Annotated in this window: 16 protein-coding genes and 1 tRNA gene; 11 read left to right on the top strand and 6 right to left on the bottom strand. The window is 34.3% G+C overall.

The window, feature by feature from the left end; translation table 11 throughout:
- On the top strand, nt 1-865 hold an 865-nt coding region (locus WC622_RS15220; RefSeq protein WP_372820552.1), incomplete at its 5' end, for a DUF3738 domain-containing protein.
- A 47-nt stretch (nt 866-912) separates the two neighbouring features.
- Here the strand turns inward: WC622_RS15220 and WC622_RS15215 are convergent.
- Entirely contained in the window at nt 913-1,407 is a 495-nt protein-coding gene (locus WC622_RS15215) for a hypothetical protein (protein WP_372820551.1), read from the bottom strand.
- Nucleotides 1,408-1,503: 96 nt separating this feature from the next.
- On the opposite strand from WC622_RS15215, the gene WC622_RS15210 reads away from it, so the two are divergent.
- On the top strand, nt 1,504-1,926 hold the full coding sequence (locus tag WC622_RS15210; protein WP_372820550.1) for a hypothetical protein: 423 nt from the start codon (nt 1,504-1,506) through the stop codon (nt 1,924-1,926).
- Between the two features lie 10 nt (nt 1,927-1,936).
- On the opposite strand, the gene WC622_RS15205 is transcribed toward WC622_RS15210, so the two are convergent.
- Nucleotides 1,937-3,817, bottom strand: a complete 1,881-nt coding sequence (locus tag WC622_RS15205) for a DNA polymerase III subunit gamma/tau (protein ID WP_372820549.1) — start codon at nt 3,815-3,817, stop codon at nt 1,937-1,939.
- 397 nt (nt 3,818-4,214) lie between these two features.
- On the opposite strand from WC622_RS15205, the gene WC622_RS15200 reads away from it, so the two are divergent.
- The 5 genes from WC622_RS15200 to mtgA all read left to right on the top strand — a co-directional run bounded on the left by WC622_RS15200 (nt 4,215) and on the right by mtgA (nt 7,085).
- Nucleotides 4,215-4,961 (top strand): hypothetical protein, encoded by a 747-nt coding sequence (locus WC622_RS15200; RefSeq protein ID WP_372820548.1) that lies wholly within the window; start codon nt 4,215-4,217, stop codon nt 4,959-4,961.
- Between the two features lie 208 nt (nt 4,962-5,169).
- The gene (gene rpsF / locus WC622_RS15195) at nt 5,170-5,532 is read left to right on the top strand and encodes a 30S ribosomal protein S6 (protein WP_372820553.1); all 363 of its coding nucleotides are present in this window, start codon (nt 5,170-5,172) and stop codon (nt 5,530-5,532) included.
- Complete coding sequence (gene rpsR / locus WC622_RS15190) at nt 5,532-5,795, top strand: 30S ribosomal protein S18 (RefSeq protein WP_055132310.1); 264 nt, start codon at nt 5,532-5,534, stop codon at nt 5,793-5,795. Before rpsF ends, rpsR begins: the two co-directional genes overlap by 1 nt.
- 10 nt (nt 5,796-5,805) lie before the next feature.
- Complete coding sequence (rplI, locus tag WC622_RS15185; protein WP_372820547.1) at nt 5,806-6,249, top strand: 50S ribosomal protein L9; 444 nt, start codon at nt 5,806-5,808, stop codon at nt 6,247-6,249.
- A gap of 110 nt (nt 6,250-6,359) precedes the next feature.
- The gene (gene mtgA / locus WC622_RS15180) at nt 6,360-7,085 is read left to right on the top strand and encodes a monofunctional biosynthetic peptidoglycan transglycosylase (RefSeq protein ID WP_372820546.1); all 726 of its coding nucleotides are present in this window, start codon (nt 6,360-6,362) and stop codon (nt 7,083-7,085) included.
- 24 nt (nt 7,086-7,109) lie between these two features.
- On the opposite strand, the gene WC622_RS15175 is transcribed toward mtgA, so the two are convergent.
- Nucleotides 7,110-9,539, bottom strand: a complete 2,430-nt coding sequence (locus tag WC622_RS15175; RefSeq protein ID WP_372820545.1) for an AsmA family protein — start codon at nt 9,537-9,539, stop codon at nt 7,110-7,112.
- Nucleotides 9,540-9,649: 110 nt separating this feature from the next.
- A complete protein-coding gene (locus WC622_RS15170) occupies nt 9,650-10,135 on the bottom strand; it encodes an ABC transporter ATPase (RefSeq protein WP_372820544.1) in 486 nt (161 codons plus the stop codon).
- 51 nt (nt 10,136-10,186) lie between these two features.
- Here WC622_RS15170 and WC622_RS15165 point away from each other — a divergent pair, with 51 nt between their 5' ends.
- The gene (locus tag WC622_RS15165) at nt 10,187-10,669 is read left to right on the top strand and encodes a hypothetical protein (protein WP_372820543.1); all 483 of its coding nucleotides are present in this window, start codon (nt 10,187-10,189) and stop codon (nt 10,667-10,669) included.
- A 3-nt stretch (nt 10,670-10,672) separates the two neighbouring features.
- On the opposite strand, the gene WC622_RS15160 is transcribed toward WC622_RS15165, so the two are convergent.
- Both WC622_RS15160 and WC622_RS15155 read right to left on the bottom strand, forming a co-directional pair.
- The gene (locus WC622_RS15160; RefSeq protein WP_372820542.1) at nt 10,673-11,461 is read right to left on the bottom strand and encodes a (Fe-S)-binding protein; all 789 of its coding nucleotides are present in this window, start codon (nt 11,459-11,461) and stop codon (nt 10,673-10,675) included.
- A 60-nt stretch (nt 11,462-11,521) separates the two neighbouring features.
- Nucleotides 11,522-12,817, bottom strand: coding sequence for a 4Fe-4S dicluster domain-containing protein (locus tag WC622_RS15155; RefSeq protein WP_372820541.1), 1,296 nt, complete (start codon nt 12,815-12,817; stop codon nt 11,522-11,524).
- Between the two features lie 237 nt (nt 12,818-13,054).
- On the opposite strand from WC622_RS15155, the gene WC622_RS15150 reads away from it, so the two are divergent.
- The 3 genes from WC622_RS15150 to WC622_RS15140 form a co-directional block, all read left to right on the top strand.
- Nucleotides 13,055-13,127, top strand: a tRNA-Phe gene (locus WC622_RS15150).
- A 386-nt stretch (nt 13,128-13,513) separates the two neighbouring features.
- The gene (locus tag WC622_RS15145) at nt 13,514-14,008 is read left to right on the top strand and encodes a phage integrase SAM-like domain-containing protein (RefSeq protein ID WP_372820540.1); all 495 of its coding nucleotides are present in this window, start codon (nt 13,514-13,516) and stop codon (nt 14,006-14,008) included.
- A 343-nt stretch (nt 14,009-14,351) separates the two neighbouring features.
- Nucleotides 14,352-14,700 (top strand): hypothetical protein (locus tag WC622_RS15140; protein WP_372820539.1); only part of this gene is annotated, 349 nt, incomplete at its 3' end.

Below are 14,700 nucleotides of genomic sequence, written 5' to 3'. Positions count from 1 at the left end.
ACGACGCTCTTCCGATCTTTATCTGTTTTATACTTTATTTAATTTGGCTTCTGTAAGTCAGTGTGCAATTGTAAACGCTGATAAAAAGATTGTGGCAGTAATGAAAACACATTCCATTACACAAGGTCTATTAGATAGTTTGTATGCAGGAAAAAAAATCGTTTCTAATGCTGATGTTAAAGAAAAACCCGTAAATACTTCTTCTGATATTTTTGCTGTGGATTCTACACTAGCCTCAAATTTTACAGTACGCAGCTATATGATTGGCCAGCAATCTATGGGAAAAAGATATGGGGGCAAAAGTGTTTTTGCAAAAAGACGAAGAAGCTTTATTAATACTGGCGTAATTACGATGTACAAAGACGCTTACAATATCGTGTCTGGTAATCAAATTATTTATGAAGTTGATAAGAAAAAGATAGATAATTATGAAGACAAGAGCAACTTGTATTGTGTAGATATTTTAGTTAAACCAGAGGAAAAAGATAGCCTAAATGCTATTTTGCAACAAAAATTAAATGCTGTTTTACCTGTAAAAGCTAGAATAGAATACAAAACTATTCCTGTGTATGTATTAACAAATAATGGTTTTAAACTTCCAGTGTCTACTAAAGAAACAAGTTATGGTTTTAGTGGCCGAGGGTATGAAGGTGAGGCGGTAACTGTTGTTGATTTTGCTAACGATTATTTGAGCAATGAATTATCTCTTCCAGTAGTAGATGAAACCAACCTAATAGGTAAATTTGATATTAAAACTACTTTAGAAATGCGAACCCAAGAAAACGTGATTAAATCTATAGAAGCGCTTGGGTTAAAAATTGAAAAGCAAGAACGTAAAATGCGGATGATGGTATTGTATTACTAGAACCAAACACTATAAATTTTAAAAGTCGCAACAAACGTTGCGACTTTTTATGTAATCAAGCAAAATCTTTTTGAGGAGTAATAAATAGCTGCGAATAGAAAAGTTAGACAGGCTAAAACTGTGTATAATACCGCATTATTGCCGGGCTTCTTTTTTAACTCGAAAATCGCTGTGCCATCAGTGTAAATCTTATAAATTTTTGGTCTTATCTTTAAGTAATCAGATTTTTTTATCCAAACAGAAATTTGTCCAGCATCTCGTAAAGATTTGTTTACCCCTCCAAACACATTAAATCCTTGATAAATCCCATTAATATCAACTTTTAAAATATATAATCTTCTGTCATTTTCTAGCATGAAGGTTAAATAAGCATATTCAGTGCTTTTGTGGTCCATAGTTTCAGTTTCTACAAAGTTTTCTTTTTTTTGCAGCTGTCCTTGTAGTTCAATTAAGTTGTTCTCACCAAATAAAAGATGTGTAAATAATAGATACCCAGCATAAAAGATTAGAAATAAAAACCCAACGAATAAACTCTTCATCATTCTAATAACTAAATATATAGTTAAATATAATGATTTTTTAAATCAAAACAATTGCTTTGTACATTTCGTTATATTTATATACTAAATGAAAAGATTATGAGCGCAAATTCAAATAATAATCCGCAAAAAGCTACAGATAAATTGCATCCAAGTGATCTTGGAGAGACTAAAGATTTTAACGATTTATCTTTTAATGAAGAGAAGCAAAGTTATGAGCTTGATGTAAAAGGGAATGATAAAGAGTATGACCATCCAATGCCTTATGAAACTGTGGCTACAGGTTCTGTAGATGATAATTCTACTTTTGATGAAGCTAATCCGTATGTAGGAGATGAGTATGCGACAGATCAAGAAAAAGTAAGTGATAAGCTGGAAGAACTTGGCATGCATGTTGACAATAACGGAGATAGCGTATTGTTAAGTCCTGAGGATGAGATTTTGTCGAGAACTGAAGAAGATTACCGAGATGATTTAGACGAAGAAGGCTATCCTAAAAACGATGCGCCGAATGCTAAGTAATTATTAAAGGCTACGGATTAATATCTAAATTAAAACGTTTACGCATTTCTTCCAATTGAGGGTTTTTCTCTACCATGTAGGTATATTTATCCTTATTGGTATAAATGCGTTTCTTTTGTGTGTTTTCTGCTCGTTTTGAGACAATTTGAAGATCGAAATTTTTTAAGGCAGTGCGGAGAAAGTTTAACAATTCAATTTTTTCATCTTGAAGTGTGCTTTCCAACGCTAAATTTTCTACTAATACCGTAATTTCTGTCCCATTTATAACTGGATCATTATTCATTAAGGTATATAAATGAATTTTATCAACGTCTTTCGCTGTTTGCGTATAGATTTTCCAAAACTCTAAGAACTGCTCTTCTGTAAATTCTTGCTTTTCATTGCCAGTTACATATTGCGGGCCTTTATCTTCTTCACCGTTGGCAACACGCTCTAAATCTGTAAGTGATGGAATTAGCGAAGTTATTTTAGTGGTATGCAGTGGATGAATTTTAATAGAACCACTTGAAGGTCTATTTAATGATGGCGTTTTTGGAATTTGAACAGGAATTTCGGTTGGTAAAGCAACATCTAAATGATCAGGTAGGTCTTGCAAGTCTTCCTGATTAAGAAAATCTTTTAAATCGTCTAATGTTTGGGGTTGCGGTTTAGTAGCTTTTGGTTGATCGGTGTTAGTTGGTTCGACTAAACTTTCCGCCTTTCCGCCTTCTGGGCTTTCTGACTTTGGCGAACTAATTAAAGTTTTTTTTTTATCCTGATCTATGTCAGTTGCTTTAGGTTGTTGCGCTAATTGTATCACCGATGGGATGTGACACATCTTAATTAAAGCCAGCTCGACTTGCAAACGCTGATTTTTACTGTTTTTGTAAATTAAATCGCATTGGTTAGCTAAATTTAAGGCTGTTAAGATAAAACCAAGGTCGGTTAATTTACTTTGCGCTAAATATTTTTGTTTGATATTTTCACTTACTTCAAGCAATTGCAACGTTTGACTGTCTTTACCAACTAATAAATTTCTAAAGTGGCTTGCTAATCCATTGATGAAGTTATTGCCATCAAAACCATTATTTAAAACTTCATTAAACAACAATAAAGTTTGACTTACATCGCCATTGCTTAAAAAATCAACTAGCTTAAAATAGTAATCGTAGTCTAAAATATTAAGGTTATCAATTACAGCCTTGTAAGTTAAATTTTTGTTGGTATAACTTACAATCTGATCAAACATAGAAAGTGCATCACGTAAACCACCATCTGCTTTTTGAGCAATAATGTGTAAGCCATCACTATCTACCGAAATATTTTCTCTTACAGCAATTTTATTCAAATGGTTAGCAATGTCTTCTACTTGTATACGATTGAAATCAAAAATCTGACAACGAGATAAAATAGTTGGCAAAATTTTATGTTTCTCTGTAGTTGCTAAAATAAAAATGGCGTAAGAAGGAGGTTCTTCTAATGTTTTAAGAAATGCATTAAACGCATTTGCCGAAAGCATGTGCACCTCATCAATAATATAGATTTTGTATTTGCCAGCTTGTGGCGGGATGCGTACTTGTTCAATTAAACTTCTAATGTCATCAACAGAGTTATTAGAGGCGGCATCTAATTCATGGAAATTAAAAGAATGACCAGTTTGAAAAGAAACGCAACTTTCGCAAGTTCCACATGCTTCTTGTTCGGGAGTAAGGTTGGTGCAGTTAATGGTTTTTGCTAAAATACGAGCGCAAGTAGTTTTACCTACACCACGTGGTCCGCAAAACAAAAATGCTTGAGCCAACTGGTTATTCTTAATGGCATTTTGTAAAGTACCCGTAATATGCTGTTGCCCAACTACGGTTTCGAACGTAGCTGGACGATATTTACGTGCCGAAACAATAAAATTTTCCATCGCAACGAAAATAGGAATTTTTGTTGGATGTTCGAATGCTGAAATGCTTGAATGTTGAAAAGTTGAACTGGAAAGATGAAGTTGGGAATTAGTATTTAATAGAGCGATAATAGCATGTACTTAGTTTCAGGTATTTTTTAAAAATACGTATTAGTACGGATAAAATATTGAGAATAGATACCGATTTTTGTATTTAAATCACATCTACTATGGAAAAACTAATTGCTTTTTTAAAATTAATGCGTGGGTTTGCTGTTTACCTCTATAAATTAGCTAGGTAAGTCGATCTAATTTAGAGCAGCAAATACGTGTCTCGAAGAAATTAATTACATCTCATTTTTGGCCAATCTTGTAACTATGGGCATAACTTTTAAGTCTTAAAAGTAAAAACCTAAACATGAAAAGAAAATTACTATTGGCACTGATACTTTTAGTGTTAAGTATAGGCGTAAATGCTCAAGTTGACACCGTAAATGCTACAAATAACAAATTATTACTTCAAAATTTAAAAGAAGGAACCAATACTTATTTGGTTTATATGACAGACTCTTTATTGACGAAGAGAAGTATTGGAGATATTTGGAAAAGAACAACCAAATTCACAACGTTTCATCAACAACCAGTGGTAGAGTTTAAATGGGAATGGCTGCACGCCGATAGCTCATTGGCTACTATCATTAACATCTGCGATCGTAAAACATTAGCGCCAATTTACAGGCATGGCAATTACAAAGGGAGAGGAATATTTGCTTATGATTATAAGGATGGTTTCATGTTACCTACGGATACTGTAAAAAACAATATGGCAACTAAAAAGGGAAAGGTTCAATTGAGTATTCCAATCATAAGTTGGGAGTTAGACTTAGAAACCTATGCTTTATTACCTATTAAAAAGGTAGGGCAAAAATTCGACATTTCATTTTTCGATCCAAATGAAGCAAAGCCAAGTTATCACAGATATGGGGTAGTGGGTAAAGAAGACTTAGCGCTAAATAGTGAGGTGAAGATGAAATGTTGGTTGCTTAAAATTAACTATACACCAGATAGTTATGCCACGTTTTGGTTAACTGAAAAGAATAGAGAAGTGATTAAAATGCAAGAATATTTTAGGGGTAAATATAGAGTTAAGGTGTTGCAATATTAATAAAATGGAAGATGTAAAAAGGTAAGATGGAATATATGGAACCACATCTTCCATTTTACATCTTTAGTTTTACCTATTTTCTCCCTAACATTTTGATTTTAAGAATAATCTCACTACATTTGTCCCTCCTAAAAAAAATGGGCATTCCTTTGGGACATCCCGTTTTAATAGCGGAAATATAAATTATAAATCACTTTAAAAAACAATGATGAATCAGTACGAAACTGTTATCGTTCTTACCCCGTTGTTATCAGAAGATGTTGCGAAAGAGGCTTTGGCTAAATTCAAAAGCATTATTACTGATAGCGGAGCCGAAATTATCGCAGAAGATAATTGGGGTTTGAGAAAATTAGCGTATCCGATTGAAAAAAAAGCAAGCGGATTTTTCCACCTTACAGAATACAAAGCTGAAGGGGAATTAATTAACAAGTTAGAGTTAGAATTGAAACGCGACGAGCGTGTTTTACGTTTCTTAACTGTAAGATTAGATCGCCATGCGATTGCTTATAGCGAGAAAAAACGCAGTGGAGCTTTTAACAAAAAACCTAAGAAAGAGGAGGCTGGAGCATAATGGCAAAGGATCAAATACAATATGTTACCGCTCCAAAAGTGGACGATAACAGAAAAAAATATTGCCGTTTTAGAAAAAATGGTATTAAATATATTGATTACAAAGACGCAAACTTTTTGTTAAAATTCATCAATGATCAAGGTAAAATTTTACCTCGCCGTTTAACTGGTACTTCATTGAAATTTCAACGTAAAGTGGCTCAAGCGGTTAAACGTGCACGTCACATCGGTTTGTTACCTTTCGTTACTGACCAATTAAAATAAGCGCAGAGAAATGGAAATTATTTTAAAGCAAGATATCAAATCACTAGGTGAAAAAGACGATATCGTTACAGTAAAACCAGGTTATGGTCGTAATTATCTAATCCCACAAGGTTTTGGACAATTGGCTACTCCATCTGCTAAAAAAGTATTGGCAGAAAACTTAAAGCAAGCTGCTTTTAAACAAGATAAAATTAAGAAAGATGCTGAAGGTATCGCTACTCGTTTAACTGATGTTAAATTGACGATTGGTGCTAAAGCTGGCGAAACAGGTAAGATTTTTGGTGCTGTAAACACTATTATGATTGCTGATGCATTAAAAGCACAAGGTTTTGATGTAGATCGTCGTCGCATTACTTTCGAAACTGAACCTAAAATGGTTGGCGAATATGTTGCTAACTTAAACTTACACAAAGAAGTGAAAGTTAAAGTTCCTTTCGAAGTTGTAGCTGAATAATTTATCTACATAAATATTAAAACCGTTTCGACATTTGTTGGAACGGTTTTTTTATGCTTACTATTTTCATCAATGTTGACTCTTTATCCTTTTTATTTACCTTTATCCCAATGGCAAAAAGAAAAGCTAAATCCAATAATACAAAAAAACAATCTTTACCAAAACGCATCGGCATAATTGCTGGTAAAGTTTTGTTGTGGTTCATTTTGTTTAGCGTGCTTTGGGTTTTGGCCTATCGTTTTATCAACCCACCAATTACCTTATTAATGGTACAACGAAATTGGGAGCGCAAAGCGGATGACAAGCCAAGAAAAATGGAACAAAAATGGGTGAAGTTTGAGGATATTTCTGATAATATGAAACGTGCTGCTGTATCTGCAGAAGACCAGCTTTTTTTACAACATATGGGTTTTGATATTAAAGCCATCGAAAAAGCATATGCGAGCAATGCAAAAGGCAAAAAAGTAAAAGGCGGAAGTACCATTTCACAACAAACGGCTAAAAACGTATTTCTTTGGCCAGGTAGATCCTATATTAGAAAAGGCTTCGAAGCTTATTTCACTCTATTAATCGAATTATTGTGGAGTAAGGAGCGAATATTAGAAGTGTATTTGAATGTAATAGAAATGGGCGATGGGATTTATGGAGCAGAAGCTGCATCACAAGCGTATTATGGTAAATCGTGTAGTAATTTAACTAGGAGCGAGGCCTCTTTAATTGCTGCCTGTTTTCCAAACCCACTACGTTGGACGCCCAAAAGACCAACTGGTTATATTAGACATCGCCAGTATTTAATTATGAGAAATATGAGAAGATTAGGTCCGCTTGATTTTTAAGTTGTTTATTAATAAACAACATATTTAGTCATGGTCTTTATTCCACCTCACTTTTATTCCACCACTACCATCATCAACCGCTTTAAGGTGTAAGACTATTCCTTTCATACGAGCTTGTGCTTTAGCCGCTTTATCAGTTATATTTTCATCTTTTTTAGGATTTCTTAATGGAATATCCATCGCAATATCAGTTCCTAAACCCAAACCATACACACCCTTCATGTTAAAATTTAATACGCTGGTGTTAAACTGCATAGGGCTAATTATAATTTTATCTCCACTTAACGTAAAAGTTCCATCTAATTTATCTATCGCTATGTTAGAAAAATCTCTGTTTGCAAAGGCCAATTTTTGTACTTTAACTAAAGGCTCAAAGCCGATTAAAGCAGCATTATTTAAATTGAAAATTACCTGTCCATACATAGATCTGGATACTATATTTCCTTTATCAGTTATACTGCCAACTGCATTTACCTTTGCCGATAAGTAGCCCTTAATATTTTGATTGGTAATAGAAGTCTGTCCGAAATTCTCAAAAGCATAAAAGAAATCTTTTACATTTACTTTGCTAATTATGGAGTTGATGGTAAATTTATTTATAGCGCCAGACTGTTTAACATTCCCAGTTAAATTTAAATTTCCACCCGCATGACTAACATTAATTTTATTAAAATAAATCCCATCACCCAACATAGAAATACTTGCATTCAAATTGTTGGCTACAAAACGGTTATAAATAGCTTTGTTAACATTGAGTTGGATTTGAACTTTAGCTGCTTCTAATACTGCACTTAACTGGTCTGAAACTTCTTTTATAGAATTTTTAGTGGAAGGTTTTCTCTTTACTGATTTTCTTGCACCTAAAAATGGCATAAATTCACTCAGATATATTTGCGGACTGCTTAAATTTAAGTTAACCAATATCTTTTCAGGGGCAGTGTAGTAGAAATTAAGAAAGTTTTCAATGGAACAATTCATGTTCAAGATGCTTTTCCCTAATTGAAATCTACTGCCAGTAATGTTTAAATCCTTTTGATTGAAATTGAGCACTAAAGAACTATTTACTAATTTCATATTGCGAGGTAAATAGGTAATGTCAGCATCTTTAATCACAACATTTCCAGTTAATACTGGCTTCGTAAATCTAAAATTATCTATATCTGCTTTGCAGTACAATCTAACATCGGCAGTGCCTTTTTTAAAGCTAAAAGTTTCTCCGCCAAGAGAACTGTTTAATTTCTCTAACGGAAATTGAGAAGTTACAAACCCTGCGGCAACTGGTCTATTTAAATTACTTATTAAGAAAGTGTCGACTTTAAGTGGCGCATTGTAATAATCACCAGTTAAAGCATAGAATTTAATAGCAGAATTTTCATCGCCTATGGCTTTGTTAAGTGTGTCTTTGTTGGTAAATGTTCCAGTGAAATTGCATTTAGTCAATTGCCCGGATGGGATGGTGACCGTATTATCTTTAACAATCATTCGAACATTAATTAACGGATCTTTACCAGTTTTACTACCATCATCTATAATGTGGCCAGTCACGGCAATTGGTTCATCAATGGCGAATTTTAATAATTTAGAGGAAATATTTGGAGATAATAATAAAGCAATGTTTTTGTATAAAATTTTGTCAGCCCTAATGTCAATAGAAAATGCTGAATCGTTTTTTGCTAGATCTATTTTAGCTCCAATAAAAAATTCATCTTCACCTATGTTTAACTTTTCCTGATCAATAGTAACTATTTTGCTTTTGTTATTGTAATGAGCTATTAAAGTGCCTGTTAACGTTTTGTCTTTCAAAAAACTACCTTTCCTAGTATTAAAAGCAAAACTTTTAATTGTAGTATTCAGTTTTAAATTTCCATTCCAACCAGAGTCTGGATAGTCAATTTTTCCTTTAAGATCATCTACTAAAAACTGAAAAAGTTTAAATCGTTTTTGATTATCTACGATTAAATTAACGTTATTGAAATCAACTCGTTTAATTTCAAAAGCATTTGAAGATTTTGTATCAGTAGGTTTCGCATCTTTTTTAGATTTAAACATGCTGGTATTGCTATAACCAGAAGTGTCAGTATAGATGTAAATGGAGGCGTTATTAATGCCTATTTTATTGATTTTAATGCTTCCACCAATCAGTGAGAAAATATTTAAAGAGACATCAATATCGTCGGCATTCAATAAATCGTGTTTATGTTTTACCCATAAACTATCTCTAAGCTGTACTTTTTTAAGAGAAACCGATACGCCTGGAAATCCTTTTAATAGCGTAGTTTCCATGTTCTCAACACTAATTTTGCCATTTACGTTGGCATTTAGTTGATTAAGAATTGTACCTAAAATAGCTTTATTGTTATGATTAATATAATAAGCGGCACCTAACCATACTAGTACAATTAAAATGAAAAAAGAAGCGAGTATTTTAAGGGAAATTTTGAGCCAGCGAGCCATAGATGGGTTTTGATGTTATTAAAGATAACAAATTAAACCCTTTAAAGTTTGATTGATAAAATAGTATACAGGTTTATTGTAAATGTAACCTAAATAAACACGCCAACTAATTATGCGCTCAATTGCTCTGCAAAAATAGATTTATGCCAACTATTTTCTAATGGTACTTCCCATTTTTGCTCATATTCTGCTAGGGTTTGTACCATATTATTAAACACGATAGTTTGTGGACCAATTTTTTTGATGGTAATTAAAGTCTCGAAGTCTTCTTTGGTATTTACATAAATCTGATCTTCTAATTTGTAAGCCATATTAAATCGGTCAAATAAATCAACACCATACGTATTTTCAATTTCTTTAATTATACGAACAGATGAATCTATAGAACAGCCAGTAGCTGATGCCGAATCCTGATCTACAATTAATACGATAAAGAAGTTGTAAGGTATTTCTGCTTTTGCTTTGAGTTGATGACCATGCGCTTTCCATTGGGCTGTAAAAACATCCAATTTTTGTTGTATTTCTTCAGCCTCTGCTGCTGTAAACTCACGATTACTTTGGTAAATCCAAACTTTAGAATGTGGAGAAAAAATCATGTTCCAAATTTATCATTTTATTTAATTTACTCTTCTAAAAACTTCCTTCTGATGAAAAAGTTTACATTGAACTTAAAAAAGTGTGTTTTCATTTCAATTTGCCTAGCTTTTTGTGTTTTTTCAGGATTTGATTTGCCTGAAGACAATACAGTTTTCATTCAAAATGTGCTCATTAAATATTACGACAATGATGGGCAAAATAAAGAAGTAAAGCGGTATGAAATTAATGTTACTAACACTGGTTTTTGTCGTTATAGGAAGGTTTATGTGAATGGGAAAGAAGAATATTTTGCCTTTAACCTATCACGTTTTAAAACAATGGATTATTATGGAACTAGTACCAAAGGTGATTTGTATTTGCGCACTAAAAGTGACGATGTAATTATTCAAACACGTAATGATAGCCGAGGAGAAATCGATTCGATGGGAACCTATTTAGTTATTCCTTTAAAAAATATTGATGTAGCAGAGTTAAATGCTTTGGCCGAGAATTTTAAGAAATTAAATCAAACACTATTGGCAAGTAATAAATAAGACTTAAAGTCCATTCGCTCTTGCCGTAATCTCTGCAATATCTAAAACCTTAACTTCTTGGTCTTTATCTTTTAATTTAACACCATCGCTTAACATCGTCATGCAGAAAGGACAACCAGCTGCTATAATTTGTGGTTGAGTTTCTAAAGCTTCTTCAATTCTTTCAATATTGATGTCTTTATTTCCTTTTTCGGGTTCTTTAAACATTTGTGCACCACCAGCACCGCAACAAAGCCCATTACTTTTGCAACGTTTCATTTCTACCAATTGCGCATCTAAAACTTCTAATGCTTTACGTGGCGCTTCATAAATACCATTTCCTCTACCTAAGTAACATGGATCATGATAGGTGATTTTACGACCTTTAAAGCTTTCGCCACCTTCAGCTTTAAGCTTCCCTTCATTAATCAAATCTTGTATTAATTGAGTATGATGTATTACTTCATATGTGCCGCCTAAACCCGGGTATTCATTTTTAATAGTATTAAAGCAATGCGGGCAGCCTGTGACAATTTTTTTGATATTATACCCATTCAGTACCTCGATATTAGTCATGGCCTGCATTTGGAAAAGAAATTCATTACCTGCTCTTTTAGCCGGATCTCCGGTACAACTTTCTTCTGTGCCTAACACAGCGTATTTAATGCCTACATGATGTAAAATCTTGCAAATATCCCTAGTAATTTTCTGAGCTCTTTCGTCATAACTGCCAGCACATCCTACCCAAAATAATATTTCAGGCTCTTCGCCCATAGCCATTAATTCGGCCATTGTTGGTACTTTAAATTCCATTTTTTAGTATTTAGTAGTTAGCATCAAGTAGCTAAGACTTGAACTTCCTTAATCTTTATTTTATCCTTCTTGAGCCCAATTAAATCGATCTGCTGGAGAATATTTCCACGGCGCTCCATTATTTTCTACGTTTCCTAACATTGCATTAATGCTTGCTGGAGCAACGGATTCTTCCATCACAGCATATCTGCGTAGTTCAACAATTATGGCTAATGGATCAATATTAATAGGGCAAGCTTCGGTACAAGCATTACAACTTGTACATGCCCAAATTTCTTCACGACTTATATAATCATCTAATAAAGATTTTCCATCTTGATGATCAGCTCCGTGTTTATCTATGTTTTTACCTACTTCTTCTAAACGATCACGGGTATCCATCATAATTTTGCGAGGCGATAATAATTTTCCCGTTAGGTTAGCTGGACAAACTGAAGTACAACGACCACATTCTGTACACGTGTAGGCATTCATTAAATTGACCCAAGTCAAATCATTTACATCTTTAGTACCAAATTTGCCAGGTGCAGTTTCTGCAGGTACAAAAGAAGGATCAAGCATCGCTTTTACCTCGTTAGTAACACTTGCCATGTTGGTAAATTCACCTTTTGGCTCCAAATTTGAAAAATACGTGTTTGGAAACGCAAAAATAATATGGAAATGTTTAGAATAGGGTAAGTAATTTAAAAAAGCAAAAATACCAACAATGTGAAACCACCAACATACTCTTTCTACTAAAATTAGACTACTAGCTGTTGTCGGTAATAAACCTTGCAAATAAACACTTACAGGGAAGGCCCCAGCATTTATATAATGACCTTCGCCTAACGCTTGCAGTTTAGCATCTGATGCATTCATGAGTAAAAATGCAGTCATTAATAAAATCTCTGTAATTAAGATATAATTGGCATCAGATTTTGGCCATGATTTCATCTCTACACCACTAAAGCGTTTTAATTTTAAAACATTTCTTCTGATAAGAAAAATAGCACAAGCCAACCAAACGCCTAAAGCCAATAGTTCAAATGAGCCAATTAAGAAGTTGTATAAACCACCTAAGCCAGCAAAAATACGATGTGTGCCAAAAACACCATCAATCATAATTTCTAAAACTTCAAGATTGATAATAACGAAGCCTAAGTACACCACTAAATGCAATAAAAAAGGTACTGGTCTAACCGCCATTTTGGTTTGACCAAAAGCAACTTTAAGCATGGTAGCAAATCTTTTTGCAGGCTGATCTGTGCGATTTTCGGGTTTACCTAGTTTAATATTACGAATTACTTTTCGGCTGTTGAAGGTAAATAGGGCAACCCCTGCAAGCGTAAGAATTAAGAATATAAGTTGTGATGCCATAGTTTCTTTGCTGTAATGGTTTAGCTAAGTTAAAATATTTAGTTTTAAATAATTTATTATGCATGCATAAAATTAAAAATTTAGAATGGATATGAATAATTTTAGTTTTTTTAGCACTTGTAAATGATTGATTTAGAGTGTAAATAGACTTGGAAATATTTCACAAGAAAAGAAAAGTGAAAAAATGTTGGTAGCTTTAAAAAAAGACACTACATTTGCAATCCCAAACGGGAAGTAGGTACGGTAGCTCAGTCGGTAGAGCAATGGACTGAAAATCCATGTGTCGCCGGTTCGATCCCGGCCCATACCACACTTAAAAAAGGCCTTTATTCGAAAGATGAAGGCCTTTTTTGCGTTTAAACGCTATATTTGGTCCGAATTCCATGTCAGTCTGCTCAGACTTATTTTACGAGTTAAATAGGTTTTATTGTTTAACTAACCGATAAATGTTCCGCAAAAAAAGAACAGCGAAAAAAACGGTATTAACACCTCTATCGAATGGCAACTATTCGACCAATGGTAAATCCCCGCAAAAAAAAGAAAGATGGGATCCGGAATGTGAAACTCATTCTGACACCCAAAAGAAACAAAGCGTACATCGAAACGTAGTATTTCGTTACTCAGCAGCAGCTCCGCAAGGATTATGAGATCAAAGATCAATTCATCCTTAATGCCCTCAGCCCCCAACTTTATGAGTTGAGAAAGAAAATTGGTGATCTCGGTGAAAAATTGAATTTTCATACTGTTCACTCTTTAAGAGATTTTTTGCAAAAGGGAGAACTCCGTGCGGAGACCATCGATTTTATAGCATTCGGCTGGAGTGTCGTAAAACTTATAGAAACTAAAAAGCGCAAGGGTTGTCTGGGAAATTTCAAAGCTGTTATGTATAGGCTGCAAGACTATTTTAAGAGTAATAGCGCATCTGTTACAGAAATCACTTCCAAGATGCTAGCAAAGTATGAAGATCATCTTAGAACACCCAGAATCATCCTCAGACCGAACAAATACAATATCCTCACTCCAAAAATGACTCAAGGGGTTACAGACGGTGGTCTGCATAATCACATGAGGGACTTGCGTACCATCTTTAAGGATGCCATCAAATTCTACAATGATAAAGAGAAGGGGATCGAGATCATCAAACACTATCCGTTTGAAAATTACAAGATCGTGGACTTCAATTGCCAATAGGAAAATAAAAGCAGCCACTGTTAGTATTTTCTTCTCATTGATTCGATGTTTATCTGTGTAGGTCGCAAAATTAATATTCGCACATAACATGCTACTTACTCAAAGGGCATAAAGAGTTACGCAAAAGGGATTTTCAGCCGATAGATCTGCGGCGACCCCCATTCATCGTGGCCGGTTTTATGAGAGTGAACCCAACAGCAACGAGGCTCATGCTCAATTGTCGGATTCCAGGATGTAATAATGCGCTTTGCGTAAATCTTAATGCTTTTCGCGTAAATCAACACAGCACTACCATTCCTATTTTTGCGGCAGATTAGGATTCAGCCTGTTCTCAAATATCACCATGAAAAAACAATTAATCATTATCGTACTTACGCTCTTTGCAATTGCTCCAGTAAATGCTCAGTTTTTTGATAAGGCGTTAAAAAAAGTAAAAGATAAGGCCAAAGGAAAAATAGAGGCGCTCGGCGCGGGTAGTTCGGCAAGGCAAAACACCCCGGCCGTTTCCGTGCCCGCTGATCAGCAGGTAAAGACCCCTCAAAACGTAGAAACATCCAATGGGCCGACCGGGATTGTAGCTTACGCACAGTATGATTTTCTGCCAGGGGATAAAACCATCTACTTTGAGAATTTTGATAAAGCTGCACTTGGCGAGCTTCCCCAAGGATGGAACAGTTCAGGCAAAGGGGAAT

The sequence above is a fragment of the Pedobacter sp. genome, assembly GCF_041662865.1.
In the GTDB taxonomy this organism is placed as follows: Bacteria; Bacteroidota; Bacteroidia; order Sphingobacteriales; family Sphingobacteriaceae; genus Pedobacter.
This window is presented reverse-complemented; position numbering and strand designations above follow the sequence as displayed.

Excerpts from the sequence above, each read along its gene's own strand:
- WC622_RS15175 (WP_372820545.1), bottom strand. The coding sequence starts at position 9,539 with ATGGCTCGCTGGCTCAAAATTTCCCTTAAAATACTCGCTTCTTTTTTC.
- mtgA (WP_372820546.1), top strand. The coding sequence starts at position 6,360 with ATGGCAAAAAGAAAAGCTAAATCCAATAATACAAAAAAACAATCTTTA.
- WC622_RS15160 (WP_372820542.1), bottom strand. The coding sequence starts at position 11,461 with ATGGAATTTAAAGTACCAACAATGGCCGAATTAATGGCTATGGGCGAA.
- rplI (WP_372820547.1), top strand. The coding sequence starts at position 5,806 with ATGGAAATTATTTTAAAGCAAGATATCAAATCACTAGGTGAAAAAGAC.
- WC622_RS15155 (WP_372820541.1), bottom strand. The coding sequence starts at position 12,817 with ATGGCATCACAACTTATATTCTTAATTCTTACGCTTGCAGGGGTTGCC.
- WC622_RS15205 (WP_372820549.1), bottom strand. The coding sequence starts at position 3,817 with ATGGAAAATTTTATTGTTTCGGCACGTAAATATCGTCCAGCTACGTTC.
- rpsR (WP_055132310.1), top strand. The coding sequence starts at position 5,532 with ATGGCAAAGGATCAAATACAATATGTTACCGCTCCAAAAGTGGACGAT.
- rpsF (WP_372820553.1), top strand. The coding sequence starts at position 5,170 with ATGAATCAGTACGAAACTGTTATCGTTCTTACCCCGTTGTTATCAGAA.
- WC622_RS15165 (WP_372820543.1), top strand. The coding sequence starts at position 10,187 with ATGAAAAAGTTTACATTGAACTTAAAAAAGTGTGTTTTCATTTCAATT.
- WC622_RS15200 (WP_372820548.1), top strand. The coding sequence starts at position 4,215 with ATGAAAAGAAAATTACTATTGGCACTGATACTTTTAGTGTTAAGTATA.
- WC622_RS15215 (WP_372820551.1), bottom strand. The coding sequence starts at position 1,407 with ATGATGAAGAGTTTATTCGTTGGGTTTTTATTTCTAATCTTTTATGCT.
- WC622_RS15170 (WP_372820544.1), bottom strand. The coding sequence starts at position 10,135 with ATGATTTTTTCTCCACATTCTAAAGTTTGGATTTACCAAAGTAATCGT.
- WC622_RS15210 (WP_372820550.1), top strand. The coding sequence starts at position 1,504 with ATGAGCGCAAATTCAAATAATAATCCGCAAAAAGCTACAGATAAATTG.